Raw genomic sequence first — 24,030 nt, 5'->3', positions numbered from 1 at the left:
GGACGGGCACGCGCCGGCGGCGGCTGCAGCAGGACGCGATCAGACGCCATCGTCTGCACCGTGGACGCTCGCGATGCGCCGGGCCCGGTCTCGACGCTGCCGGCCAAAGGCGGATGGATGGCCGCCGTGCTGTGGCGGTGGCGCTGGATGGTGGCGACCAGCGTCTCCAGGAGGATGGAGGAGCGCGCCGGCTTGATCAGTTGCGCATCGATGCCGAGATCGCGGTAGGCGGCGCTGGTGAGCGACTGGTCGACCGAGGTCAGCATGATGATCGGCGTATGCGCAAGGCCGGCGGTATTGCGCACGATGCGCGCCATTTCGGCGCCGGTCATGCCCGGCATCTGGTAGTCGAGCACGACGCAGTCGACAGGCACGCCGAAGGCGGCGGCGGCGATCAGCACCTTCAGTCCCTCGGCGCCGCTTTCGGCCGCGCAGGAATCGAAAGTCCACGAGGCCATCTGTTCGCTGAGGATCGAGCGATTGACGGCATTGTCGTCGACGATCAGCACGCGCGCGCCAGTCACGTCGACCGGCATGATCCGTTGCCCGCCCCGTTCTGCCCGCGGCAGCGTGACGGTGAACCAGAAGGTCGAGCCCTTGCCCTCGGCGCTGTCGACGCCGATCTCGCCGCCCATCAGCTCGACCAGCCGCGAGGTGATGGCAAGGCCGAGCCCGGTGCCTTCGTGCCGCCTCGTCGAGGAGGTGTCGACCTGGCTGAACTTCTCGAACACCAGCTTCAGCTTGTCCTCGGGAATGCCGATGCCCGTATCTGTGATCGAGATGGTGAGCCTGGTGCCAGCCGGAACCCGCTCGCCGGTGACGTCGACCAGCACGTGGCCTTCGTCGGTGAATTTCACGGCGTTGCCGAGCAGGTTGGTGACGATCTGCCTGAGGCGGCCGACATCGCCGACGAACTGTCCGTCGAGCCCGGGCTGGACGCGGACGATGAGCTCGAGGTCCTTCTCCTTGGCGCGCGTCGAGACCAGCGTCGCCACATCCTCGATTGCCTCGGCGAGGTTGAAGGGCGCCGGATCGAGCACGAGCTGGCCGGCATCGATCTTGGAGAAGTCGAGGATGTCGTTGATGATGGTGAGCAGCGCGTTGCCGGACTTGACGATGATGTCGGTGAACGTCTTCTGCTTCGGGTCGAGGTCGGACTTGGCGAGCAGCTCGGCCATGCCGAGCACGCCGTTCATCGGCGTGCGGATCTCATGGCTCATATTGGCGAGGAACTCCGACTTGGCGCGGTCGGCGAGCACGGCGCGCTGGCGCGCCTCGCTAAGCTCGGCCTCGCGCTGTTTCAGTTCCGTTATGTCCGTGGTCGACCCGATCAGATAGAGCGAGCCGTCGGACGCGATCATCGCGCCCTTGCGCGCGAACTGGTGACGCACGCTGCCGTCGGGCATCGTTACCTTTTCCTCGATCTCCTGCGTCTCGCCGGTGCGCAGCACCGCGAGATCCCCCGCCACGAAGGCCTCGCCGTCCGCGCCGAAGATCTCGACGTCGGTCTTGCCGATCGCCTCTTCCTTGCTGAAACCGGTGAGGTCGCACCAGCCCTTGTTGACGTAGAATTGCCGCAGATCCGAGCGCTTGGCGTAGATCGACACCGGCACGTTGTCGATCAGGCTGCGGAACACCTCGTTCTCGCTCATGCTTTCCTTGAGCGCCCGCTCGCGCGCCTTGACGTCGGTGATGTCGGTGCTGGAGCCGACCAGATGCACCGATCCGTCGATGGCCACCAGCCGGCTCTTGCGCGTCATCAGCTGCCGCACCGTGCCGTCGCGATGGGTGACCGGTTCCTCGACCTCGCGCCCCTTGCCCGTGGCGACGACCTCGGTGTCGTCCTGGCTGTAGCTTTCGGCGTCCTCGGCGCCGAACAGCTCGCGGTCCGTCTTGCCGATGACGTCTTCCTTGGCGATGCCGGTCAGCGCGCACCAGGCCTTGTTGACGAACTCGATGCTGAGATCGTCGGCCTTGATGAAGGCCGCCACCGGCAGCTCGTCCATGACATGCCGGTAGAGGTCGATCTGGCGCATCGAGTCGCGCAGCGCCTTCTCGCGGGCCTTGATGTCGGAAATGTCGACGCGCACGCCGATGAACGTGCCGTCATCCGTCCTCATATCGTAGACCTGATACCAGCGACCGTCGGGATTCTGGCGCTCGTAGGACGAATTGGGCAGGTGGTAACGCTTGAGTATGGCGTCGAGCCAGCGCTCTTTGTCGACGCTGTAGAGGTTGTCGATCTCGGTGTCGCCGCTCGACTGGAAATAGCCCACGGAATGACCGAGCGCCAGCGCCTCGCGGAACGTGCGGCCCGGCTGCCAGGCCGGTTTCAGGGCCGGCAACGTGTCCTGCAGCTTGCGGTTGGCGAAAACGAATTTATCGTCCCTATCATAGATGATGACGCCCGCCGGCAGCGATTCAAGCACCGTTGCGAGGTTCTTGCGTGCATCGTCGGCTTCCGTCTCGCGATGCTTCATGTCGGTGATGTCGACATAGGAGATGAGCCGCTTGCCGCCGGCAAGCGGTGCCAGCGAGGCGATCAGCGTGCGGCCGTCATTGCGCGGCAACTGCCTGGATCCGGCAAGACCTGCCCGGATTTCCGCCTCGCGCTCGGCGATGTGTCGCCGCCAGGCCGCCTCGTCGGCGCCATAGGGGTCGGCGTCGCGGCTCGCCTCCATCAGCTCGCGGAAGCCGCAGCCGACCGTGGCGCGGCGCGGATCGATCTTCCAGAAGTCATAGAAGGCGCGGTTGATGATCTCCGCCCTGAGATCGGCATCGAGGACGATGACGCCGATCGGCATCGAATCGACCATCAGGCGAAGATTGGTGAGCGCTTCCTTAGTTCCTGCCGCGTGCTGAGCTCCGGCGAATGCCTCGCCGCCGCCCACAATCGCCCTTTGAAAATCACGCGCGTCGACCGTCCCGTCCGTATCCGCCATTCCTACCCCCAGGCCGACCCCTCGCCGGTTCGTCGGCGGAATGTGCCCGACAAGCATTAACGATCCGCTAACCTTAACGATTCGCAACCAGACACGCCTGATGCCGTTGACGCATGTCGGCCAAAAGTGTGCAGCGGCTTTGGGAAAACGGCATGCGCAAGAGCAAGCCTAAAGCGCGTCGCCTGAACCCGTTCGGCGCGACGTGGTTTGATCGGACGCTGGTCCCATGCCTGCTGCGGTAATCCGTCCGTTGGCGGACCCACCGCTGCCGGGCTATAAAATCGGTGGGGTATTGCTGATGCTTGGTCGAATGCTGACTTTTGTTCTCTGCCCGGCGCTGCTCGCGGCAAGCGGCTGCGCGCGCAGCGATGACGGAACCGTCATCATTCCAAGCCGGATGGACGTCAGGCGCATTTGGGACAGGGCCCCGCCGGGGACAACCGCCTCGAGGCAGGTTGCATCGGACGTATTTCCTCAGCCACCGAGCGCGCCTGCGGATCCCTCCAGCCGAAGACATTTCAGGCCGGCTTCTACCACCCCTTCTTATCAGCCGGATTTGCCCGATGCGTCCTCCCAGCCGGAGAAGGCGCTTGCCTGCAGGAACGTCAGCGAACCCGGCAAACGCTATCGCGTCGTCTGCGACTAGACGCGTGTTTCGGTTGGGTCTCCGCTTTGGCCGGCCCCCAGTGGGCTAGGCTTTCTGTATCGAAGTAGACATCTGTATAGCTGGCGCCCAGCTCACGTCGGTCGACGGCGATTATGATGCGCCCGCGATCACAGACTGCCGATGAAACCTTTGGCCGGCACCTGACGTTATCCGTGCAGCGCGAAGGAGGCTGAAGATGTCCATTCACTTCACCGTCTCTGGCTTGACCAGGAACCTGATCCATTCGCTTGGACTGGATCATGAGCGGGCACCGAGGCATCTGACGCCGGAGCAAAATCTGCTATTGGAATGCTATCTGGCCGGGCAGATCCCGGAATCGGCCTGGAACGACTATGTCTTTGAGATGCCGGAACTGGGAAAGCACGCAAATGCCCGGCGCCTGCGCACCGTTCAAGCGTAGAGAAGGCGATTTTGACCAGTTCGGCAATTCTATTGCTGAACGGCTTTGGCATTATTTTTTGGCGAATTGAACTGAAGCGTAAAGACCTTTCCCGGAATTCCCTGCGCCAGTGCCGGCGAGAAGCTGAGCGGCAGGCAGTTGCGCAGGGCGGTGGTCGCCGCGTCGACATAGGCCTGACGCGCCTTGTCATCGCCGCTGACCTTGATGGCCGTCGGCTTCGGCGGGCCGATCAGCGTGCCGTCGCGCTTGAAGCTGAAACTCAAGGTGACCGAAGCAGTTCCGGAACCGGCGGGCGGAGTCCAGCACGCCTGCAGGGCGGCGCCGACCTCATTCATGGTGTTGAGCGGCGCGGCATTCGCCGGAAAGAGTGACGCCAGCATCACGCCAGCGCTCGCCGAAAATCTTGCCATGCTTCTCATCGCGGTCCTCGTCGCCTTCGCCCGTTCGCCTGATGGCATGGTACGATCAACGAGGAGGATGACAATAGGATTTCAACCCGCTTGGCACCGTCGAAATCAGGCTGCCGTGATCGCGCGACCGTCGCCAAAAGCAAAAGGCCGGCACGGGGCCGACCTTTCCTTCGCCTTGCCATCGCGCCAGTACATCCGTGGTCGCGAAGAGGACCGGATCACTAAAAGGCTTTGGTTAACGAACCATTAACCCCGTGGATTGCTCAAGCCGCGGCCTGCGCCTTGACATGAGCGATATAGCCGCGCACGTCGCCGGCCGGCTCCGAATAGGCCTTGCCGAGCTTCTTCTCGATCGCCGCCATGTAGTCCTTCGCCCATTCGGGCAGCGCATAGTCGATAACGGCCAGGAACTCGAGTGTCGCCGCCAGCCGGATATCGGCGATCGACGGGTTGTTGCCGCCGATGAACGGCTTGCCGTCCCTGAAGAAGGAGTGAAACACCTCGAGCGGCTCTGCGATCGCGGCGGCGGCGGCTTTCTGTGCCTCCGACTTCTTCTCCGGATGGGCATCGCTGTGGCCGACCTCGCCGGCATATTGCGGAAAGCCGAGCGCCGGATAGGTGGCTCTGGCCACATAGGGATAGAGCGTTCCGATTAGGTAGAACATGGCGCTGTCGACCATCGCCCGCTTGGCCGGCGCCTTCGGATAGAATTTATCCAGCCCGTGCTTGTTGGCGAGGTACTGCATGATGGCGCAGCTTTCCCAGAGCACGCCTCTGGGAAGTCCTTTGTCCTCGATCATCGGGGTCAGATGCGCCGGGTTCCTCGCCAGGAATTCGGGCGAACGGGTCAGACCCCAGGCGTCGGTCTCGGCATGGTCGAACCCGGCCGCGCGCGCGAACACCCGCACGGTCATGTTGTTGACGCTGGGCCGCAGCATGCTGAGCTTCAGCCCGGGCCTCTTAGCCGGCTTCGCCTTTGCCTTAGGCGCGGCTCTTGCCGTCGCTTTGGGCGCGGCTTTTGCCGTCGCTTTCGCCGCCGGCTTGGCCGCGGCCTTCTTCGTTCCCTTCGTTGCAGCCTTTGCCATCTTGGTCCTCCCTCTGACCTGTTCAGTACGGATTTTTCGCCGCCCGGTCTTCGGACAATGTTTCGCGCGATCGCTCGACCAGCGCCTGGATGGCGTCGGCAAGGTGCGCTTCGGCGATATTATAGTCGCCGCGCGCGACGCGGATCTTATGCGCTGCCATCAGCACGTCGGCGTGGCTGAAGCCGGCCGGCGGCTCGAAGCGGTAGGAGGCAAGCTCGATCAGCAGGCCGAGCGGATCCTCGAAATAGATCGAATCCATGAAGCCGCGATCCTTGACGCCGCTGTGCTTGATGCCGCGCTCGTCGAGCCGGGCGACCGCCTGCAGGAAGGTCACGCGCGACACCGCGAACGCGATGTGGTGAACGCAGCCGATGTCGGTCGGCGTGCGCCGCTTGACCGGGCTGCGGCTCTCGTCGGTGAAGACCGTGATCAGCCGCCCATCGCCCGGGTCGAAATAAAGGTGGCTTTCGCTCGCCTTGTCGAGATTGGGCTGCTCGAAGATGAAGGGCATGCCGAGCACGCCTTCCCAGAAATCGATGGAGGTCTGGCGATCGGCGCCGACCAGCGTGATGTGATGGACGCCTTGCGATTGTAGTTTCTGCATCTGGCTCCTCCCGGCCACGCCGCGCCTTGCCGGCGGACGGATTTCAAGTGCCCAGTCGCGCTTGGATCAGCGCCCGGCATATGACCGCCGCTCGGCTTCGCTCCCCTGCGCTCCGCATTTCCGCATCCTGCGGGATTGCGGCCGAAGCTTTGATGAACGGATGCTAATTCAATCCGAGGCGTTGCGCCAGAAGCGCCGACGCTTCAGGACCCAGGCGGCCCGATCGGCGATCCGTGCTTGCCGGCGCCGAAGAATGCGCATCCGCGACCCTTAGATGAAAATCACATATTCTTCATCGGCACGTCGGGATCGACATGTCCCCCATCGGCAGTGACCTTCAGCCTTGAGAGGTAGTGCTCCCATCCCCTTCGATGGCTGTCACGCTCCTTTGCGTTCGGCAGTCCGCTGTGCGTGAAGCGGATCAGTGTCCCCGCATCCCTCGCGATCAGGTCGATCTCGACATGGCTGGAGCCGGGCGGCACGGTCTCGTTGTCTTCCCAGCCAAAACTGTAGGCAAGACGGTGGACCGGGATCACCTCGGTGAACTCGCCGCGCGCCATATGGCGACCACCGACATTGACGAGGAACAGACCGCCCGGCGTTGCATCCAAATTCGCTTCGGTCCCGATCCATCGCAGGATCTGGTCCGGATCCGTCAAAAGCGCGAACACGGTCGCTTGTGGCGCCGCGACCTCAATCTCTGTGTAAACCGATTCCGCCATTGCTCGCTCCAGGTCACATCCGCATCGCATGCCGTGCATGATTGAAGCGAATGTGGGGAGTTGCAAGAAGATGTTCGAGGCGTAAGCATAAGCCGGTGCCGAGTGACCTTCTACCGATGCTTCTCGCAAACTCGCTTTCATTCCTTCTGGACGACGCCGCGCATATTGGCGACGGTGGGCGACTTCTATTGCAGCTCTCAACGCATTTGATGGAAGACGGCTTGCCGATCATTGCCGGCGCGCTGGCGCAGGATGCTCCCGACCCGATCATTTCACGCCGCATCTGGCTCTGGCGAGCACCTAGCGGTGAAGTGGTCGAGGCTTTGGGGATAGGCGCCGACCGCCAGAATGCCGATCCCCGGCTCGTGCTGCGGGAATGGCTTGGCACGACGCGGGCGATCGTGTTCGACGAGGGAGCTGGCGGTGTCGCACCGACTTTGGCGTGGGCGTTCGATCATACTCCGGATGAGGCGCAGTCAGAGCTGCTGCGGCAAATCTCCCGGTTTGCTGCGGCTCCGATGACCGCACTCGCAGAACGGTCTGCGAAACGCGCATTGCTCGAAGCATATTTGGGAAAGCGCAGTGCAGCACATGTGCTCAACGGTCATTCTCGTCGAGTAAAGGGAGAGACGATACGGGCTGCGCTTCTGTGCGCGGACCTTCGAGGTTTCACCGATCTATCCGAGGTTCATGATGCAGACGAGATCGTATTGGTACTTGATGCCTGGTTCGATTGCGTCGCCGGCGCGGTGCACGCATTTGGTGGCGAGGTTCTCAAGTTTATAGGTGATGGCGTCCTCGCGATTTTCCCGATTGGCGAGCGCGATGCAAGGGCCGCATGTGACGCGGCGATACGCGCCGTGAAGGCCACGCGCGCCGGGATAGATCATCTCAACCAAACTCGGCGCCGCAATGGGGGCCCTGAGTTCGGATATGGCATTGGCCTGCATGTCGGCGAGATACTTTGGGGGAATATCGGCACTGCCGGCAGGTTGGACTTCACCGCGATCGGCAAGGCTGTAAATCTTGTCAGCCGCATCGAAGGGCTGTGCAAGCCGTTGGGACGGACGGTGCTCGCGTCGACAGTGTTCGAGGCAGAAACTACCGAGCCGATGATCGCCATGGGCAGTCATCCGCTCAGAGGAATAGCAGGCGCGCAAACACTTTTCGGCTTGCCGGAATAGATCGAATGGTTGAGCGCGCCGTGGATGTGTCGTTCACCGCATATCTTAGTATCGTGCGAAGCCATGACTGGGAGAAATTCGAACGGCAAAGAAGCTACGATACTACAACGCGTTTCTGGAGCATGGCGCGTTTAGAGCCGAGCCATGCGTCGCGCGCAGCTTCGCTGGCCGGTGCTAAGGGCCGACTATTCCTGGCATCCACCCTTCGCCGAAGCGCCTGGAAGCGCCGAACAGATCGGCCAGCTCGCGCGGTCGAGCGTCAAGTTCGTCAGCGCCAAGAGCGGCACGGGGATTGTCGACGCCTTCGCGGAACTCGCCGAAACGATCCGCCGCCGGCAGCTATAGCGCGGCAGTAAAGATCCAATTTGTTTGATTGCTTGGTACGCCCAAGGGGAATCGAACCCCTGTTCCCGCCGTGAGAGGGCGGTGTCCTGACCGCTAGACGATGGGCGCGCTCAAGAACCGGCTACATAGGATGAAGGCTGCGAAAAAGCAACTGGGGTTTCAGGCTGTCCGCAGACTTTGCCGAATGCCCCGGTCAACCCCGCCGTTTCGGCTCGATCAGGTCCCAGAGATTGCCGTAAAGATCGGCAAACACCGCCACCGTCCCATAGGCCTCGTGGCGCGGCGCCTCGCGGAACTCGACGCCCCTGGCAAGCATCGCCCGATGGTCGCGCGCGAAGTCGTCCGTTTCCAGGAAGAGGAACACCCGGCCGCCGGTCTGGTCGCCGATACGGCTCGCCTGCGTCTCGCCGGAGGCTTCCGCCAAGAGCAGCCGCGCGCCTTGTCCATTCGCCGGCGTGACCGTCACCCAGCGCTTGCCGCTGCCGAGGTCGGCATCGTCGGTCAGCACGAAGCCCAGCCGCTCGACATACCAGGCTATCGCCTCGTCGTAGTTCCCGACGACGAGCGCCACCGTCGCAATGCTGCGGTTTTCGGCAAAGCCGCTCATTTGTTGCGGATCGCGAACTGGCCGACCATGCGGCGCTCGGCAATATCGTAGACGAAGATGGAACGGCTGCCGTCGGCAAGCTCGGCGTCGATCGACAGCCGGTTGCCGGACAGCGACTGGCCGACCACCCTGGCGCCGACCGGCAGCACGATGTCGCCGCTGAGCGGCGCACCGGCCGGAGCCGGGACATCGCCGGCGGGCACCGACCCGGCGCCCGGCGCGTTGCGGGCTTTGTAGACAAGCGCCCCGATCACCACCATAAGGGCGAGGAACAGAAGGCCGAGATTGACGATCATGAAGCGGATGAGCTTCCGGCGCACCTTTTCGGCCGCCGGGTCGAGCGGCTTCTCCTCATCTTCTTCGGCGATCGGCCGGGCCATGGCTAAACAATCCGCAACGGGTTTCGATGAGCGCTCATAACGAAGAGCCCCCGATTTTGATAGGGGATGAATTGACCGATAACGAAGCGGTCGTTCTGGAAGCCGGCACCGATGCCGCCGGCCAGCGCCTCGACCAATGGCTCACCGCCCAGCTCGGCCCGGATATCTCGCGCAGCCGCGTGCAGGCCCTGATCCGGCAAGGTGCGGTCTCGATCGGTGGCAAGCCGGTCGAGGAGGCCAAGCGCAAGATGGCGCCGGGCGAGCACGTCTCGGTCGTCATGCCGGAACCGGAGCCGGCCGAGCCGCAAGGCGAGAACATTCCCCTCGATATCCTTTACGAGGACGACGAGCTGATCGTCATCAACAAGCCTGCCGGACTGGTCGTCCATCCCGGCGCCGGCAACTGGGCCGGCACGCTGGTCAACGCGCTGATCCATCACTGCGGCGACAGTCTCTCCGGCATCGGCGGCGTCAAACGGCCGGGCATCGTGCACCGGCTGGACAAGGAAACCAGCGGCGTCATGGTGGTGGCCAAGACCGACCGCGCCCACAAGGTGCTGTCGGAAGCCTTCGCCGATCATGGCCTGACCGGCGACCTGGAGCGCGCCTATCTGGCGCTGGTCTGGGGCATTCCACAGCGGCCGACCGGCACCGTCGACGCAGCGCTCGGCCGCGCTGCCGACCGCGTGCGGCGCGCCGTGGTTCCCGAAGGCCGGGACGATGCCCGCCATGCGGTCACCCATTTCTCCGTGGTCGAACGCTTCGGCGAAGGGCAGAAGGCATTCGCCACCGCAAGCCTGGTCGAATGCCGGCTCGAGACGGGACGCACGCACCAGATCAGGGTCCATATGGCGCATATCGGCCATCCCGTGATCGGCGACCCGGACTACGGCCAGGCCTTCCGCACCAAGGTCAACCGGCTGCCGGAACCGCTGAAAAGCGAAGTCAATGCATTTTCCCGGCAGGCCTTGCACGCCTGGCTCCTTGAATTCCGACACCCGACCACCCATTTAACGATGAGGTTCGAGGCGCCGATGCCGAGGGACATGGAGGAACTCGTCAGCGGCTTTCGCAAGTTCTGAACCGCCATCAAGACGCTTCAAACCAGCCATCAAAAAACCTGACTGGCGTTGTTCACTTTAGTGTGACACACTGTTTCGTGTTGAACAAATGCCTGTCCTTTCTGGTTTTGTTCCTATATACACCAGTTGCCGCGGATGAGCCGATTGGCATTCGCGTCACATGCCCGCCGCGTTTATGGGGGCATCACTCCAATAGAGAGGGGGCGCTATCATGGCCCAGTCACTACCCAGTATCGTTTCCGGTGAAGGCGGTCTCGCCCGTTACCTGGAAGAAATCCGTCGCTTTCCGATGCTGCAACCGCAGGAAGAGTACATGCTCGCCAAGCGTTACGCCGAGCATCAGGACACTTCCGCCGCGCATAAGCTCGTCACCAGCCATTTGCGGCTCGTCGCCAAGATCGCCATGGGCTATCGCGGCTACGGCCTGCCGATCGGCGAGGTGATCTCGGAAGGCAATGTCGGCCTTATGCAGGCCGTGAAGAAATTCGAACCGGAGCGCGGCTTCCGGCTCGCCACATACGCTATGTGGTGGATCAAGGCCTCGATCCAGGAATACATCCTGCGCTCGTGGAGCCTGGTGAAAATGGGCACCACCGCCAACCAGAAGCGCCTGTTCTTCAACCTGCGCAAGGTGAAGGGCAGAATCCAGGCGCTCGACGACGGCGACCTGAAGCCCGACCAGATCGCCGAGATCGCCACGCGCCTCAACGTTTCCGAGGCCGAAGTGGTGTCGATGAACCGCCGCCTGTCGGGCGATGCTTCGCTCAACGCTCCGATCCGGGCGAGCGAGGGTGAATCCGGCGAATGGCAGGACTGGCTGGTCGACGACCACGAAAGCCAGGAAGAGATGCTGATCGAGCAGGACGAGCTGGAAAACCGACGCTCGATGCTGTCTGGCGCGCTGTCGGTGCTCAACGATCGCGAGCGGCGCATCTTCGAGGCGCGCCGCCTGGCTGAAGAGCCGCTGACCTTGGAAGAGCTGTCGGCCGAGTTCGACATCAGCCGCGAGCGCGTGCGCCAGATCGAGGTGCGCGCTTTCGAGAAGGTGCAAGACGCGGTCAAGGCCGCGGCCAAGCGCCAAACTCAGGCGCTGCGCACCATCGAGGCGCAGCCGGCGGCTTGAAGCATCAAGCAAGAAATGAAAAAGGCGACGCTTCGGCGCCGCCTTTTTTGTTTTCAGAACCGGCAGCTTCGGCTCAGGCAGATGGCTGCTTGGTTTTCCTCAGATACGGCAACACGGTCTCATAGGCGCCGAAGCGCTTGATCGCATCCTCGTTGGAGACGGCAGCGGTGATGATCACATCCTCGCCCTGCTTCCAGTTCGCCGGCGTCGCCACCTGGTGCTTGGCCGTCAACTGGATGGAATCGATGACGCGCAGAATCTCGTCGAAGTTGCGGCCTGTGGTCATCGGATAGGTCAGCACCAGCTTGATCTTCTTGTCCGGGCCGATGACGTAGACCGAGCGCACGGTGGCGTTGTCGGCCGGCGTGCGGCCTTCGGAGCTCTCGCCGGCGCCCGCCGGCAGCATCTCGTAGAGCTTGGCGACCTTGAGGTCCTTGTCGCCGATCAGCGGGTAGTTCACCGTCTGGCCGGTAGCGGTCTTGATGTCGGCCTGCCACTTGTCGTGGCTCGACACCGGATCGACGGAGATACCGATGATCTTGACGTTGCGCTTTTTGAATTCGCCTTCCAGCCCGGCCATCGTGCCGAGCTCGGTCGTGCAGACGGGCGTGAAGTTCTTCGGGTGGCTGAAGAGCACCGCCCAGCCGTCACCGATCCATTGATGGAAATTGATAGTCCCTTGCGTGGTCTCGGCCGTGAAATCCGGCGCGATATCGTTGATACGAAGGCTCATGACGTGCTCCCTACCCTGTGACATGCCGCCGGCATGGGGCCAACCCCATCGGCGTGGCTGCCCTTCTATACCGCCGGATGGCCGCCTTCAAAAGGCTTGTGTCTGCAAGCGTGATCGGGAGAGCGGAAAAATTTCGTCTTTTCCTGCAAAAGACAGCAGGAATTTCCACGACGGATGCCGGGGGAGGCTGGATGAGGCTTAAGCCTTCTTCATCGCCAGCGTTGCCGCCAGGTCTTCCATGCGTTGAGCTAGCGCTGCAAGCGCGGTGGTCAGCACGCTGTCGCTCTTGTCGGCCTTGGTCAGCGCCTCGTCGCGAGTCTTGCGCAGCGTCTGCACCTCGCTTTCCATGCCCTTGACGCGCTTGTTGAGCTCCGAGAGCTCATCCATCACCATGATGCCGGCCATCACGGTCAGCCGCTGGTCACCGATCTCGCCGAAAGAATCCTTCAAATGCATGACATAGCGGTCGAAGCGCTCGGCGAGGTCGATCAGATGCTCTTCCTGGCCCTCGTCGCAAGCCATCCGGTACTGCTTGCCGTCGATGGAAACCGTCACCTGTGCCATTGGCTTACCTGTCGAGCCCCTACCGGTCCAACACAGCGCGGATGGTTTCCATGGCGGTCACCAGCCGGCGCGACACTTCCTTGTTGGCATCTTCCAGCCGTTCGGCGCGGGCCTCGGAATTGTCGAGCTCCTGCGCCAGCCGCGAGCGGTCGGCGTTCATGCGCTGCACCTCGGCCTCGGCTTCGGAATAGTCGCGCTCATGCTCAAGCCGCGCCGCGACGGCGCTTTCCAGCCCTTCCATGGCCTTGCCGAGCCTGGCGATGACTTCTTTGAGGGTCGTTTCCCCGGTCATGGCCTTCGTCCTATGCCCTGCCCGTCACCGAATCGCTCGCGTTCAGAACGCGTTATTGCGGAAACATTAGGCGCCGGGTGAAGCGCGCGTCAATAAAGCTCTCGCGACTGTCCCCCGCTAACGCTAATGTAGCGCGTACGGCCCTATCACAAGCCCGGCAAAAACCGACCGATTTGTTGACTAAAGGGCCGCGCCTGCTATGTGTCGCGGCATCCTTTCCAAGGACTCCCCCAAGACTCCAACCCCTATTTCCGGAGGAAGAATGACCTCGCGTGAACAACATGACCGGATGGCCAATGCGATCCGTTTTCTTTCCATGGACGCCGTCGAGAAGGCGAATTCGGGCCACCCAGGCCTGCCCATGGGCTGCGCCGACATCGCCACGGTGCTGTTCACCCGCTTCCTGAAATTCGACGCCAAGGCACCGCGCTGGGCCGACCGCGACCGTTTCATCCTGTCGGCCGGCCATGGCTCGATGCTGCTCTACTCGCTCTTGTACCTCACCGGCTACGAGGACATGACGATCGACCAGATCAAGAATTTCCGGCAGCTCGGATCGAGGACCGCCGGCCATCCCGAATACGGCCATGCCGCGGGCATCGAGACCACCACCGGTCCGCTAGGCCAGGGCCTCGCCAATTCGGTCGGCTTCGCGCTCGGCGAGCGCATCATGAACGCCGCCTTCGGCAACGACCTCGTCGACCACTACACTTATGTGCTGGCCGGCGACGGCTGCCTGATGGAAGGCGTTTCCCAGGAAGCCATCGCGCTGGCCGGTCACCTCAAGCTCAACAAGCTGATCGTCTTCTGGGACAACAACAACATCTCCATCGACGGCCCGGTCTCGCTCGCCGACAACACCGACCAGGTCGCCCGCTTCCAGGCCAGCGGCTGGAACGCCAGCCACATCGACGGCACGGATCCGGAAGCGATCGCCTACGCCATCGAGGCGGCGCGCCATTCCGACAAGCCGACGATGATCGCCTGCAAGACCACGATCGGATTCGGCGCCCCGACCAAGGCCGGCACCAACAAGGCGCATGGCTCGCCGCTCGGCGCCGAGGAAATCGCCGGCGCCCGCAAATTCTTCAACTGGGAGTCGCCGCCCTTCGAGATTCCGGCCGACATCCTCGACGCCTGGCGTGCCGTCGGCACCGGCGGCGCCAAGGCGCGCGCCGATTGGGAAGGCCGCCTTGCCAAGGCCGACGCCAAACTGATGGGCGAATTCGAGCGCCGCCTCGCCGGCAAGCTGCCGGGCAATTTCGACGCCGTCATTACCGAGTATAAGAAGAAGCTCTCGGCCGACAAGCCGAAGGTCGCCACCCGCAAGTCGTCGGAAATGGCGCTCGAGGTCATCAACGGCGCGGTTCCGGAAACCATCGGCGGCTCGGCCGACCTCACCGGCTCCAACAACACCAAGACCAGCCAGACCAAGAACATCACGCCGGACGACTACGGCCAGCGTTATGTCCACTACGGCATCCGCGAGCACGGCATGGCGGCGGCGATCAACGGGCTGACCCTGCATGGCGGGCTGATCGCCTATGGCGGCACGTTCCTCTGCTTCTCCGACTATGCCCGCCCCTCGATGCGCCTTGCCTCGCTGATGGGCATCCGCTCGATCTTCGTCATGACGCATGACTCGATCGGCCTTGGCGAAGACGGCCCGACCCACCAGCCGGTCGAGCATCTGGCCGCGCTGCGCGCCATTCCGAACCACAACGTGTTCCGCCCGGCCGACGCGGTGGAGACGGCGGAATGCTGGCAGCTGGCGCTGAAGTCGGAAAAGACGCCGTCGACCCTGGCGCTGACCCGCCAGAACCTGCCGACCGTACGCACCGAATTCAGCGAGCAGAACCGCAGCGCTTCCGGTGCCTACGAGCTCGCCGCTGCGAGCGGCGAGGCGGCGGTGACGATCTTTGCCACCGGTTCCGAGGTCGAGATCGCGCTTGGCGCGCGCGAGCTGCTCGAGAAGCACGGCCATCCGACCCGCGTCGTTTCGGTGCCCTGCTTCGAGCTGTTCGACCGGCAGAGCGAGGACTACCGCAAGAAGACCATCGGCAACGCCAAGATCAAGGTCGCCATCGAGGCCGGCATCCGCCAGGGCTGGGACCACCTCATCGGCACCGACGGCATCTTCGTCGGCATGCACGGCTTCGGCGCCTCCGGCTCGATCGAGCAGCTCTATCCGCATTTCGGCATCACGGCGGAGGCCGCGGCGAAGGCGGTGGAAGAACGCCTGCACGGCAAGTGAGCCATTGCATGTCGCTCAAAGGCGTACAGCGGCTTTGAGCGACATATAGAAGCAGGAAGCCCGGTGCGGCGAAGCCATTCAAGGGTTTCGCCGGGCTGGACCAACCTAATCGATTTAAATCTGGGCTCCTGCGGCTGGATTCTTGTGTCATCCGCCGTTATGAAGCTGCGGGCCCATCCGCTTTCCAGCCCCAGGGAGAGAAAAATGACCGTCAGAGTTGCCATCAACGGATTTGGCCGCATCGGCCGCAACATCCTGCGCGCAATCCACGAATCCGGCCGCAAGGACATCGACGTGGTCGCCGTCAACGACCTCGGCCCGGTCGAGACCAATGCGCACCTGCTCCGCTATGACAGCGTGCACGGCCGCTTCCCGCATGAAGTGACGGTCGACGGCGACCAGATCTCCGTCGGCAAGGAGAAGTTCAAGGTCACCGCCATCAAGGATCCGACCCAGCTGCCCTGGAAGGAGCTCGGCATCGACATCGCGCTCGAATGCACCGGCATCTTCACCGCTCGCGACAAGGCAGCCGCGCATCTGGCCGCCGGCGCCAAGCGCGTCATCGTCTCGGCCCCAGCCGAAGGTGCCGATCTCACCGTCGTCTACGGCATCAACCATGACAAGCTGACCAAGGACCACGTCGTCATCTCCAACGCATCCTGCACCACCAACTGCCTGGCGCCGCTTGCCGCCGTGCTGCACGAGACGGTCGGCATCGAGAAAGGCATGATGACGACGATCCACTCCTACACCGGCGACCAGCCGACGCTGGACACCATGCACAAGGACCTCTACCGCGCCCGCGCGGCGGCGCTGTCGCAGATCCCGACCTCGACGGGTGCCGCCAAGGCGATCGGCCTGGTGCTGCCCGAACTCAAGGGCAAGCTCGACGGCATCTCGATCCGCGTCCCGACCCCCAACGTCTCGGTCGTCGACTTCAAGTTCATCGCCAAGCGCTCGACCACCGCGCAGGAGATCAACGAAGCGCTGATCGCCGCCTCCAAGGGCAAGCTGAAGGGCATCCTCTCGGTCACCCATCACCCGAATGTCTCGATCGACTTCAACCACGATCCGAATTCCTCGATCGCGGCGCTCGACCAGACCAAGGTCATGGACGGCAACTTCGTGTCGGTGCTGTCCTGGTACGACAACGAATGGGGCTTCTCCAACCGCATGGGCGACACGGCGGTTGCCTTCGGCAAGACCATCGCCTGATCGCAGGCCTCTTCTGACGGTTTAGGACGCCCGGCTTCGGCCGGGCGTTTTTCGTTGAGCCGTTCGCATGGCAATTCGGGGCCAAAAAACCACGCTGCCGCCTTGCACTGGTCATGTCTTCGCCCCACTCTGCCGTAAAGCGGGAGGGACGGGATGTGAGGGGCAATTTCGGATGGAGCATGCGATCTATCTTGTAACGCTGGTCGGCACCGCACTTGTTGTGGCCGCCGCGTTTTCGAGCCTGATCGCCTTCCGCTTCGGTGCCCCCCTGCTGCTGCTCTTTCTCTGCATCGGACTCGCCACCGGTGTCGACGGCCTCGGCATCGAGTTCGACAATGCGCGGCTGGCTTATTTTGCCGGCTCACTGGCTTTAGCCATCATCCTGTTCGATTCCGGCTTCGGCACGCCGCTCAATGCGCTGCGCCAGGCAGCCGGGCCGGCGCTGTCGCTGGCCACGATCGGCGTCGTCCTCACCACCGGCATTTTCGGCGTCGCCGCCTTTTATCTGCTCAATCTCAGCTGGCTGGAATCCTCGCTGCTCGGCGCGGCGGTCGCCTCGACCGACGCGGCCGCCGTGTTCTTCCTGCTGCGCGCCGGCGAGATCCACCTGCGCGAGCGCGTCCGCTCGACGCTGGAGGTCGAATCCGGCACCAACGACCCGATCGCCATCTTCCTCACCATCACTCTGGTCGAGATCATTGCGGCCCACACAAATCCGGAAGCGGATGTTCTTGCCACCAACCTTGCGCTCGGCTTCGTCATCAATATGGGGCTTGGCGCCGTCATCGGCGTGCTTGGCGGCCTTGGCATCGTGCGCCTCGTCGAACGACTGAACCTCGACCACGGCCTGCTGCCGATCTTCGTGCTGACGCTCTCGCTGATGGTGTTCGCGGCGGCAGGCGCCATCGGCGGCTCCGGCTTCCTCGCGGTCTATCTCGCCGGCCTCGTCGCCGGCAATTCCGACATCCGCGCCGTCACCATCCTGAAGCGCTTCCAGGACGGCATGTCGTGGCTGGCGCAGATCATCATGTTCCTGATCCTCGGTCTGTTCGCCACGCCCTCGCAATTCCCGACGATCCTGGTGCCGGCGATCCTGCTCGGCCTGTTCCTGATCTTCGTGGCGCGGCCTTTAGCCGTCTGGCTCTGCCTGATGCCGTTCCGACTGCCACGTCCCGAGGTCGCCTTCGTCTCCTGGGTCGGCCTGCGCGGCGCCGTGTCGATCCTGCTTGCCATCACGCCTCTGCTCGGCGGGCTCGAGCACGGGCGGCTGATCTTCAACGTCGCCTTCATCATCGTGCTGGTGTCGCTGGTGGTGCAGGGCTGGACCGTCGGCCCGCTGGCGCGCCGCCTCGGCCTGATCGTACCGGCGCGGCTCGGACCGCTCGACAAGGTCGAGCTCGAGCTGCCGGGCTCGGCGCATCACGAGTTGCTCGCCTATCGCGTCGCGCCTGGCAGCCCAGTGGCGCGGGGCGAACGCATCCCGCGCTGGGCGAGGCCCTCGCTGGTGCTGCGCGACGGCCGCTCCATGCGCTTCCAGGACATGGGCAGGCTGACCGCCGGCGACCAGGTCTATATCTTCGTTCCGGACCGCTATCCGCGCCTGCTCGATAAGCTGTTCGCCAGCCGCGCGGTAGTCGATCCCGAGGATGCCGATTTCTTCGGCGCCTTCGCCGTCGATCCAGCCCGCTCCGCTGCCGAGCTGGAAGCAGCTTACGCGCCCGGCCTCACCGAGGCTGAACAGAAGCTCACCGTCGCAACGCTTGTCACCGAGCGGCTCGGCGGCCATGCCGAATATGCCGACCGCGTGATGATCGGCCCGATCGAGCTGATCGTGCGCGATGTCGACGAGAAGGGCAGGATCACTGGGCTTGGCCTGTCCTTCGAGCCGACCGCGCCGGTAGCGCGCGTGCCTGTTTTCCTGAGCGCCGGCGAGATCGCCGACCGCGTCGCCGCCTTCATCCGCAGCTGGCGCGAGCCGGCGGAAATGCAAGTCGCCGAAACCGAGCCAGACGAGGCGGCGGCGCCCGAACCCGAGGCGCAAAAAGCCACGACCGAAAGCTGATGTCACACGGCGACATCATTTTTGCGCGCGCGCCGTAACGCAGCCCTTGCATCGTCTTCGGTGCCGGGTAAGGTCGCCGCGTTTTTCGCGGAAAGGAACGACCATGGCCGGCTTCAAGACACTCGACGATATCGGCGCCGTCAGCGGCAAGCGCGTCCTGGTGCGCGTCGACCTCAACGTTCCCGTCGCCGACGGCAAGGTGACCGACGTCACGCGCATCGAGCGCGTCGCGCCGACCATTTCCGAGCTCTCCGGCAAGGGCGCCAAGGTGATCCTGCTCGCGCATTTCGGCCGCCCCAAGGATGGCCCGTCGGCCGAATTCTCGCTGGAGCCGATCGCCCGGGCGACGGCGGAAGTGCTCGGCCGCCCCGTTGGCTTCGCCTCCGACTGCATCGGCGACAAGGCGGCAAGCGCCGTCGCCGCCATGAAGGATGGCGACGTCCTGCTTTTGGAAAACACCCGCTTCTACAAGGCCGAGGAAAAGAACGAGCCGGCCTTCGCCGAAAAGCTCGCCGCCAATGGCGACATCTATGTGAACGACGCCTTTTCCGCCGCGCACCGCGCGCATGCGTCGACCGAAGGCCTGGCGCACCGCCTGCCCGCCTTTGCCGGCCGCACCATGCAGGCCGAGCTCGACGCGCTGGAAAAAGGTCTCGGCAATCCGGTGCGGCCGGTGGTGGCCATCGTCGGCGGCGCCAAGGTCTCGACCAAGATCGACCTCCTGATGAACCTGGTGAAGAAGGTCGACGCGCTGGTCATTGGCGGCGGCATGGCCAACACCTTCCTCGCCGCGCGCGGCACCGATGTCGGGAAGTCGCTCTGCGAGCATGATCTGGCCAGCACCGCCAAGCAGATCATGATCGAGGCGGCCGAGGCCGGCTGCGCAATCATCCTGCCCGCCGACGGCGTCGTGGCGAAGGAATTCAAGGCTGGCGCCGCCAGCGAAACCGTAGCCATCGAGGCCGTGCCGGCCGAAGGCATGATCCTCGATGTCGGCGCAAAGACCGTGAAAAGCGTCACCGACTGGATCGACCGCGCCGCAACGCTTGTCTGGAACGGCCCGCTCGGCGCCTTCGAGATCGAGCCTTTTGATCACGCGACGGTGGCTGCGGCCAAGCACGCTGCGGCTCGCACGAAGGAGGGCGAGCTTGTCTCGGTCGCAGGTGGCGGCGACACGGTGGCAGCGCTCAACCATGCCGGCGTCGCCGACGACTTCACCTATGTCTCGACCGCCGGCGGCGCGTTCCTCGAATGGATGGAAGGCAAGCCGCTGCCCGGCGTCGAAGTTCTAAAGCGCTGAGCATTTTGCAGCCAAGCGGCAACGCTTGGCGTTGCAGAAATGTGGCCGAAACCATCACACGATCGGCAGTCGGCGAGTCGGTCCGGGATCTCAAAGACTTTCAATCGATTCTAGCTTTCCGGCGTCATTCCTTTGGCGGTAGTGTTCTGCTAGGCGCGGAATACAACCGTCAAGGAGAGCACCATGAGCGAACGTCTCGAAGACATAGCCGCCGCGATCGTGGCCGATGGCAAGGGCCTTTTGGCTGCCGATGAGAGCTCCGGCACCATCAAGAAGCGCTTCGACGTCATCGGCGTCGAATCGACCGCCGACAGCCGGCGCGACTATCGCGAGATGATGTTCCGCGCCAAGGAGGCGATGACCAAATACATTTCCGGCGTCATCCTTTATGACGAGACGATCCGTCAGAAGGCTGCCGACGGCACGCCGCTGGTCGACATCATCAAGGCTTCCGGCGCCATTCCGGGCATCAAGGTCGATCTCGGCGCCAAGCCTCTCGCCGGCTTTCCCGGCGACACCGTCACCGAAGGCCTGGACGGCCTGCGCGAACGACTGGCGGACTATTACAAGCTCGGCGCCCGTTTCGCCAAATGGCGCGCGGTGATCGACATAGACACCGCCAAGGGCGTGCCCTCGGCGACCTCGATCGGCTCCAACGCGCATGCGCTTGCCCGCTATGCCGCGCTCTGCCAGGAGGCCGGCATCGTGCCGATCGTCGAGCCGGAAGTGCTGATGGACGGCGCCCACTCGATAGACACTTGCTACGAAGTGAGCAAGGCGACCTTGCTGAAGCTCTATGGCGAGCTTTATGCCGCGCGTGTCGTGCTCGAAGGCACGATCCTGAAGCCGAACATGGTCATCTCCGGCAAGAAATCGGGCAGGAAGGACAATCCCGAGCAAGTCGCCGAGAAGACCATAAAGCTATTTCGCGAAACCGTGCCGGTGGCGGTGCCTGGCATTGCCTTCCTCTCCGGCGGCCAGGATGACGAGGAAGCGACGGCCAACCTCAATGCCATCAACGCCATCGGCCCGCATCCGTGGAAGCTCTCCTTCTCATACGGCCGCGCCCTGCAGGCGGCCGCGCAGAAGGCCTGGAGCGGCAAGGCGTCGAACGTCGCCGCCGGCCAGGCGGCCTTCATCCACCGCGCCCACATGAACCACCTGGCGGCGCTCGGAAAATGGCAGCCGGCGCTGGAAAAAGCCGCCTGATAGCTGGCTTCTCCAAAGCACCGAAGACCCGGGCCTAATGCATGTTGTCCAAAAGCGCGCAGCGGTTTTGGGCGAACGACATGCATCAAGACAAGATCCTAAAGCGCGTCGCCCGAGGCCGTTCCGGCGCGACGCGCTTTAGGCCCGGGTTTTTGTTTTTTGCCGGCCGCGTTCCTACCTGATGCATCGAAACAGCGCCGGCCATGTCGGATCGCGCCGATGTCGAACGTCCTTGGCAGGAGAGGACAGGAGATAGTCATGCATCGCAATGCCGTGGTTTCGCGGGACGACTGGTTCGAGGCGCACAGAAGGCATCTCGAGCGCGAGAAGGAGCTGACGCGGTTTCGCGACTGCGTCGCCGCCGAGCGGCGGCAACTGCCCTGGCTCAAGCTGCGCAAGGATTACGTCTTCGAAAGCGAGCAGGGGCCGAAGCGCCTCGCCGAACTGTTCGCCGGCAAGAGCCAGCTCATCGTCTACCATTTCATGATGACGCCGGGATCCGATCATCGCTGCGAAGGCTGCTCGTTCCTGGCCGATCACATCGACGCCGCCGACCAGCATCTGAAGCACGTGTCGCTGGTCGTCATCTCGCGGGCGCCGTTGGCCGAGCTCCTGCCCTACAAGCAGCGCATGGGCTGGAAATTCGACTGGGTGTCGTCCTACGCTTCGGACTTCAACTTCGACATGCAGGTCTCCTTCACCGACAGGCAGATCGCGGCCGGCGACACCATCTACAATTTCGAGAAACGCCCGCTGCGGTCGAAGGACCTGCCCGGCACCAGCGTCTTCTATCGCGACGAAAACGGCGACATCTTCCTCACCTTCATGTCGCGAGCCCGCGGCGGCGACGCGCTGATCGGCGCCTATCACTATCTCGACATGACGCCGAAGGGCCGCAACGAGACTGGCCCCTATCACGGCCTGATGGACTGGGTTCGCCTGCACGACGAATACCAGGCCAAAGGCAAGGACCAGCCGGACTGTTGCGAGTGACCGGCCTCGCTCGGTCGAAACATGCGGCAGAGCAATTCCAGGAAAAGTGTGGAACGGTTAGGCTCGGCGCCTTCGCCGTAGCCTTCCGTCCGGAATTGCATCAAAACAAAGAGATAGAGTGGTTTGCCGTTTCCATGAAACGGTGAACCGCTCTATGGCTTTTCGCCCATCCACCGGAACCGCCATGCAGCGCCTGCTCGCTCTCCTCACCTGGCTCGCCTTTCCGATTTACATTTGGCAGGGCCTTGGCGTGCGCCGCCGCACCACGCGCATGCTGCCGGCGCGCGGCCCGGTCCTGCACGAGATTGCCGGTAAGGCGCCGGCCATCGCATTGCTAGTCCTGGGCGACTCCTCGGCGGCATCCGTGGGCATCGAGCAATCGGAATACGGGCTCGCCGCGCAGCTTGCCGGCCTGATCGCCGAGCACACCGGCCGTGCCCTGCGCTGGCGCGCCGCCGGCTTCAACTCGGCGACATCCGGGCAGATCCGAGACTACGTCCTGCCCAATCTGTCGGCAGACCCGTGGACGCATATCGTGCTCGCCATCGGCACCAACGACACCAAGAATTTTCATTCGGTGCCGCGCTTCAAGAAGGAGTTCGGCGGCCTGCTTTACGCGCTGCGTGCCAAATGGCCTGAGGCGCGCGTGGTCTGGTCGCCGGTGCTCGAATTCACCCGCGCGCCGGCAATGCCGCCGCTGCTCGGCAAGATCCTCGAAATTCGCGCCACGGAGATGAACCGGATGGGCGCGCGCCTCTGCAACGAGCGCGGCGCGGTTCCCGCCGCGCGCCTGCCGATCACCAATCCCGAAGCCGGTTTTGCTTCAGACGGCTTCCACGCCTCTGAGGCAGGCTATCGATGAGCGACCCGAGACATAGGTGACGAAACGTACCGGACACATGGGTAACACTTTTCGCTTTGCGGGAGGTGTTGATGCCGTGGAAGGAGTGTTCGGTGATGGACGAGCGGGTTCGTTTCGTCGGTCGTCTTCTTGACGGCGAAAGCATGAGCGATGTGTGCCGGGAGTTCGGCATCTCGCGCAAGACCGGCTACAAGATCTTCAACCGCTATCGGCAAGAGGGGCTTGAGGCGCTTTGCGATCGCTCGCGCCGGCCGGTGCGTTATGCCAACCAACTGCCGGACCCGATCGAGCGGATGATCGTGACGGCCAAGAAGGACAAACCGCACTGGGGCGCCAGGAAGATACGCGAGTTGCTGGTTCGCAAGCTGGACGGCGATGTGCGCATTCCGGCCAGGAGCACGGTGCATGCGGTGCTCGACCGCCATGGTCTGGTCGCCCATGCCCGCCGGCGGCCTCGCTTCAAGGCCGAGGGGACCGAGCTGTCGCAGGCGCTTTTGCCCAATGATCTGTGGTGCGTTGACTTCAAAGGCGAGTTCAAGCTCGGCAATGGCCACTATTGTTACCCGCTGACCGTCTCCGATCAGGCCTCGCGCTATCTGCTCGCCTGTGAAGCGCTTGAATCGACGAAGGAAGCGCCGGTTATCGAAGCCTTCGCGCGACTGTTCAAAGAGCGCGGCCTGCCCACCGCCATACGCTCCGACAACGGCCTGCCTTTCGCCTCGCCCAACGGCCTCTACAATCTATCCAGGCTCTCCGTCTTCTGGCTGAGGCTGGGTATTGCCATCGAGCGCATCCAACCCGGCAATCCACAGCAGAACGGCCGCCACGAGCGAATGCACCGCACGCTGAAGGCAGAGACAACCAGGCCGGCCGGCGCCAACATCCTTCAACAGCAGGCCAGGTTCGATGCCTTCCTCAAGGAATTCAACACCGAGCGGCCGCACGAGGCGCTCGACATGAAGGCGCCGGCGGACCTGTATGCGCGCTCCTCAAGA

23 protein-coding genes and 1 tRNA gene are annotated in these 24,030 nt (G+C 63.5%); 13 read left to right on the top strand and 11 right to left on the bottom strand.

Annotated features, from left to right (window positions below; all coding sequences use genetic code 11):
- On the bottom strand, positions 1–2,942 hold a 2,942-nt coding region (locus tag DH10_RS21670; protein ID WP_246811608.1), incomplete at its 3' end, for a PAS domain-containing protein.
- Positions 2,943–3,784: 842 nt separating this feature from the next.
- Here DH10_RS21670 and DH10_RS21665 point away from each other — a divergent pair.
- Positions 3,785–4,009 carry a hypothetical protein gene (locus DH10_RS21665; RefSeq protein ID WP_192251900.1) on the top strand — a complete coding sequence of 75 codons (225 nt, stop codon included), beginning with the start codon at positions 3,785–3,787 and terminating at the stop codon, positions 4,007–4,009.
- A 29-nt stretch (positions 4,010–4,038) separates the two neighbouring features.
- Here the strand turns inward: DH10_RS21665 and DH10_RS21660 are convergent, their stop codons facing one another.
- The 4 genes from DH10_RS21660 to DH10_RS21645 all read right to left on the bottom strand — a co-directional run bounded on the left by DH10_RS21660 (position 4,039) and on the right by DH10_RS21645 (position 6,830).
- On the bottom strand, positions 4,039–4,428 hold the full coding sequence (locus tag DH10_RS21660; RefSeq protein WP_192251903.1) for a hypothetical protein: 390 nt from the start codon (positions 4,426–4,428) through the stop codon (positions 4,039–4,041).
- A gap of 254 nt (positions 4,429–4,682) precedes the next feature.
- Positions 4,683–5,504: a glutathione S-transferase family protein gene (locus tag DH10_RS21655; protein WP_192251906.1), complete on the bottom strand. Its 822-nt coding sequence runs from the start codon at positions 5,502–5,504 to the stop codon at positions 4,683–4,685.
- Between the two features lie 22 nt (positions 5,505–5,526).
- Positions 5,527–6,108: a VOC family protein gene (locus tag DH10_RS21650; RefSeq protein WP_192251909.1), complete on the bottom strand. Its 582-nt coding sequence runs from the start codon at positions 6,106–6,108 to the stop codon at positions 5,527–5,529.
- Between the two features lie 281 nt (positions 6,109–6,389).
- Complete coding sequence (locus DH10_RS21645) at positions 6,390–6,830, bottom strand: SRPBCC family protein (RefSeq protein ID WP_192251912.1); 441 nt, start codon at positions 6,828–6,830, stop codon at positions 6,390–6,392.
- Positions 6,831–6,946: 116 nt separating this feature from the next.
- On the opposite strand from DH10_RS21645, the gene DH10_RS21640 reads away from it, so the two are divergent.
- Complete coding sequence (locus DH10_RS21640; RefSeq protein WP_192385302.1) at positions 6,947–8,014, top strand: adenylate/guanylate cyclase domain-containing protein; 1,068 nt, start codon at positions 6,947–6,949, stop codon at positions 8,012–8,014.
- 144 nt (positions 8,015–8,158) lie between these two features.
- Positions 8,159–8,359, top strand: a complete 201-nt coding sequence (locus tag DH10_RS21635) for a P-loop NTPase family protein (protein ID WP_192251995.1) — start codon at positions 8,159–8,161, stop codon at positions 8,357–8,359.
- Positions 8,360–8,392: 33 nt separating this feature from the next.
- On the opposite strand, the gene DH10_RS21630 is transcribed toward DH10_RS21635, so the two are convergent.
- The 3 genes from DH10_RS21630 to DH10_RS21620 form a co-directional block, all read right to left on the bottom strand.
- A tRNA-Glu gene (locus DH10_RS21630) sits at positions 8,393–8,467 on the bottom strand.
- Positions 8,468–8,552: 85 nt separating this feature from the next.
- On the bottom strand, positions 8,553–8,966 hold the full coding sequence (locus DH10_RS21625) for a VOC family protein (protein ID WP_192251915.1): 414 nt from the start codon (positions 8,964–8,966) through the stop codon (positions 8,553–8,555).
- Positions 8,963–9,346: a fimbrial protein gene (locus DH10_RS21620; RefSeq protein ID WP_192251918.1), complete on the bottom strand. Its 384-nt coding sequence runs from the start codon at positions 9,344–9,346 to the stop codon at positions 8,963–8,965. Before DH10_RS21620 ends, DH10_RS21625 begins: the two co-directional genes overlap by 4 nt.
- 26 nt (positions 9,347–9,372) lie before the next feature.
- Here DH10_RS21620 and DH10_RS21615 point away from each other — a divergent pair, with 26 nt between their 5' ends.
- Both DH10_RS21615 and rpoH read left to right on the top strand, forming a co-directional pair.
- The gene (locus DH10_RS21615) at positions 9,373–10,428 is read left to right on the top strand and encodes an RluA family pseudouridine synthase (RefSeq protein WP_192385301.1); all 1,056 of its coding nucleotides are present in this window, start codon (positions 9,373–9,375) and stop codon (positions 10,426–10,428) included.
- 211 nt (positions 10,429–10,639) lie between these two features.
- A complete protein-coding gene (gene rpoH, locus DH10_RS21610; protein WP_192251924.1) occupies positions 10,640–11,551 on the top strand; it encodes an RNA polymerase sigma factor RpoH in 912 nt (303 codons plus the stop codon).
- A gap of 73 nt (positions 11,552–11,624) precedes the next feature.
- Here rpoH and DH10_RS21605 read toward each other — a convergent pair whose 3' ends face one another.
- The 3 genes from DH10_RS21605 to DH10_RS21595 form a co-directional block, all read right to left on the bottom strand.
- Complete coding sequence (locus tag DH10_RS21605; protein ID WP_192251927.1) at positions 11,625–12,284, bottom strand: peroxiredoxin; 660 nt, start codon at positions 12,282–12,284, stop codon at positions 11,625–11,627.
- A 198-nt stretch (positions 12,285–12,482) separates the two neighbouring features.
- The gene (locus tag DH10_RS21600; RefSeq protein ID WP_192251932.1) at positions 12,483–12,848 is read right to left on the bottom strand and encodes a cell division protein ZapA; all 366 of its coding nucleotides are present in this window, start codon (positions 12,846–12,848) and stop codon (positions 12,483–12,485) included.
- Positions 12,849–12,867: 19 nt separating this feature from the next.
- Entirely contained in the window at positions 12,868–13,140 is a 273-nt protein-coding gene (locus DH10_RS21595; RefSeq protein WP_126087211.1) for a DUF4164 domain-containing protein, read from the bottom strand.
- Positions 13,141–13,402: 262 nt separating this feature from the next.
- Between DH10_RS21595 and tkt the strand changes: the two genes are divergently transcribed.
- The 8 genes from tkt to DH10_RS21555 form a co-directional block, all read left to right on the top strand.
- A complete protein-coding gene (gene tkt, locus DH10_RS21590; protein ID WP_192251935.1) occupies positions 13,403–15,394 on the top strand; it encodes a transketolase in 1,992 nt (663 codons plus the stop codon).
- Between the two features lie 204 nt (positions 15,395–15,598).
- Positions 15,599–16,609 carry a type I glyceraldehyde-3-phosphate dehydrogenase gene (gap, locus tag DH10_RS21585; RefSeq protein ID WP_192251938.1) on the top strand — a complete coding sequence of 337 codons (1,011 nt, stop codon included), beginning with the start codon at positions 15,599–15,601 and terminating at the stop codon, positions 16,607–16,609.
- 172 nt (positions 16,610–16,781) lie between these two features.
- Entirely contained in the window at positions 16,782–18,671 is a 1,890-nt protein-coding gene (locus tag DH10_RS21580; protein WP_192251941.1) for a potassium/proton antiporter, read from the top strand.
- A 103-nt stretch (positions 18,672–18,774) separates the two neighbouring features.
- Complete coding sequence (locus DH10_RS21575; protein ID WP_192251944.1) at positions 18,775–19,971, top strand: phosphoglycerate kinase; 1,197 nt, start codon at positions 18,775–18,777, stop codon at positions 19,969–19,971.
- Positions 19,972–20,154: 183 nt separating this feature from the next.
- Positions 20,155–21,180, top strand: a complete 1,026-nt coding sequence (locus tag DH10_RS21570; RefSeq protein ID WP_192251947.1) for a class I fructose-bisphosphate aldolase — start codon at positions 20,155–20,157, stop codon at positions 21,178–21,180.
- Between the two features lie 258 nt (positions 21,181–21,438).
- The gene (locus DH10_RS21565; protein ID WP_192385300.1) at positions 21,439–22,173 is read left to right on the top strand and encodes a DUF899 domain-containing protein; all 735 of its coding nucleotides are present in this window, start codon (positions 21,439–21,441) and stop codon (positions 22,171–22,173) included.
- Between the two features lie 184 nt (positions 22,174–22,357).
- Positions 22,358–23,035, top strand: coding sequence for an SGNH/GDSL hydrolase family protein (locus tag DH10_RS21560; protein WP_192251953.1), 678 nt, complete (start codon positions 22,358–22,360; stop codon positions 23,033–23,035).
- A 71-nt stretch (positions 23,036–23,106) separates the two neighbouring features.
- On the top strand, positions 23,107–24,030 hold a 924-nt coding region (locus DH10_RS21555), incomplete at its 3' end, for an IS481 family transposase (RefSeq protein ID WP_192385299.1).

Origin of the sequence: Mesorhizobium silamurunense (assembly GCF_014843825.1) — a bacterium.
GTDB lineage: Bacteria > Pseudomonadota > Alphaproteobacteria > Rhizobiales > Rhizobiaceae > Mesorhizobium > Mesorhizobium silamurunense.
Note: the sequence above shows the minus strand (reverse complement) of the source record. Positions and strands in the feature narration are given on the sequence as shown.

Excerpts from the sequence above, each read along its gene's own strand:
- DH10_RS21665 (WP_192251900.1), top strand. The coding sequence starts at position 3,785 with ATGTCCATTCACTTCACCGTCTCTGGCTTGACCAGGAACCTGATCCAT.
- DH10_RS21660 (WP_192251903.1), bottom strand. The coding sequence starts at position 4,428 with ATGAGAAGCATGGCAAGATTTTCGGCGAGCGCTGGCGTGATGCTGGCG.
- DH10_RS21655 (WP_192251906.1), bottom strand. The coding sequence starts at position 5,504 with ATGGCAAAGGCTGCAACGAAGGGAACGAAGAAGGCCGCGGCCAAGCCG.
- DH10_RS21650 (WP_192251909.1), bottom strand. The coding sequence starts at position 6,108 with ATGCAGAAACTACAATCGCAAGGCGTCCATCACATCACGCTGGTCGGC.
- DH10_RS21645 (WP_192251912.1), bottom strand. The coding sequence starts at position 6,830 with ATGGCGGAATCGGTTTACACAGAGATTGAGGTCGCGGCGCCACAAGCG.
- DH10_RS21640 (WP_192385302.1), top strand. The coding sequence starts at position 6,947 with ATGCTTCTCGCAAACTCGCTTTCATTCCTTCTGGACGACGCCGCGCAT.
- DH10_RS21635 (WP_192251995.1), top strand. The coding sequence starts at position 8,159 with ATGCGTCGCGCGCAGCTTCGCTGGCCGGTGCTAAGGGCCGACTATTCC.
- DH10_RS21625 (WP_192251915.1), bottom strand. The coding sequence starts at position 8,966 with ATGAGCGGCTTTGCCGAAAACCGCAGCATTGCGACGGTGGCGCTCGTC.
- DH10_RS21620 (WP_192251918.1), bottom strand. The coding sequence starts at position 9,346 with ATGGCCCGGCCGATCGCCGAAGAAGATGAGGAGAAGCCGCTCGACCCG.
- DH10_RS21615 (WP_192385301.1), top strand. The coding sequence starts at position 9,373 with ATGAGCGCTCATAACGAAGAGCCCCCGATTTTGATAGGGGATGAATTG.
- rpoH (WP_192251924.1), top strand. The coding sequence starts at position 10,640 with ATGGCCCAGTCACTACCCAGTATCGTTTCCGGTGAAGGCGGTCTCGCC.
- DH10_RS21605 (WP_192251927.1), bottom strand. The coding sequence starts at position 12,284 with ATGAGCCTTCGTATCAACGATATCGCGCCGGATTTCACGGCCGAGACC.
- DH10_RS21600 (WP_192251932.1), bottom strand. The coding sequence starts at position 12,848 with ATGGCACAGGTGACGGTTTCCATCGACGGCAAGCAGTACCGGATGGCT.
- DH10_RS21595 (WP_126087211.1), bottom strand. The coding sequence starts at position 13,140 with ATGACCGGGGAAACGACCCTCAAAGAAGTCATCGCCAGGCTCGGCAAG.
- tkt (WP_192251935.1), top strand. The coding sequence starts at position 13,403 with ATGACCTCGCGTGAACAACATGACCGGATGGCCAATGCGATCCGTTTT.
- gap (WP_192251938.1), top strand. The coding sequence starts at position 15,599 with ATGACCGTCAGAGTTGCCATCAACGGATTTGGCCGCATCGGCCGCAAC.
- DH10_RS21580 (WP_192251941.1), top strand. The coding sequence starts at position 16,782 with ATGGAGCATGCGATCTATCTTGTAACGCTGGTCGGCACCGCACTTGTT.
- DH10_RS21575 (WP_192251944.1), top strand. The coding sequence starts at position 18,775 with ATGGCCGGCTTCAAGACACTCGACGATATCGGCGCCGTCAGCGGCAAG.
- DH10_RS21570 (WP_192251947.1), top strand. The coding sequence starts at position 20,155 with ATGAGCGAACGTCTCGAAGACATAGCCGCCGCGATCGTGGCCGATGGC.
- DH10_RS21565 (WP_192385300.1), top strand. The coding sequence starts at position 21,439 with ATGCATCGCAATGCCGTGGTTTCGCGGGACGACTGGTTCGAGGCGCAC.
- DH10_RS21560 (WP_192251953.1), top strand. The coding sequence starts at position 22,358 with ATGCAGCGCCTGCTCGCTCTCCTCACCTGGCTCGCCTTTCCGATTTAC.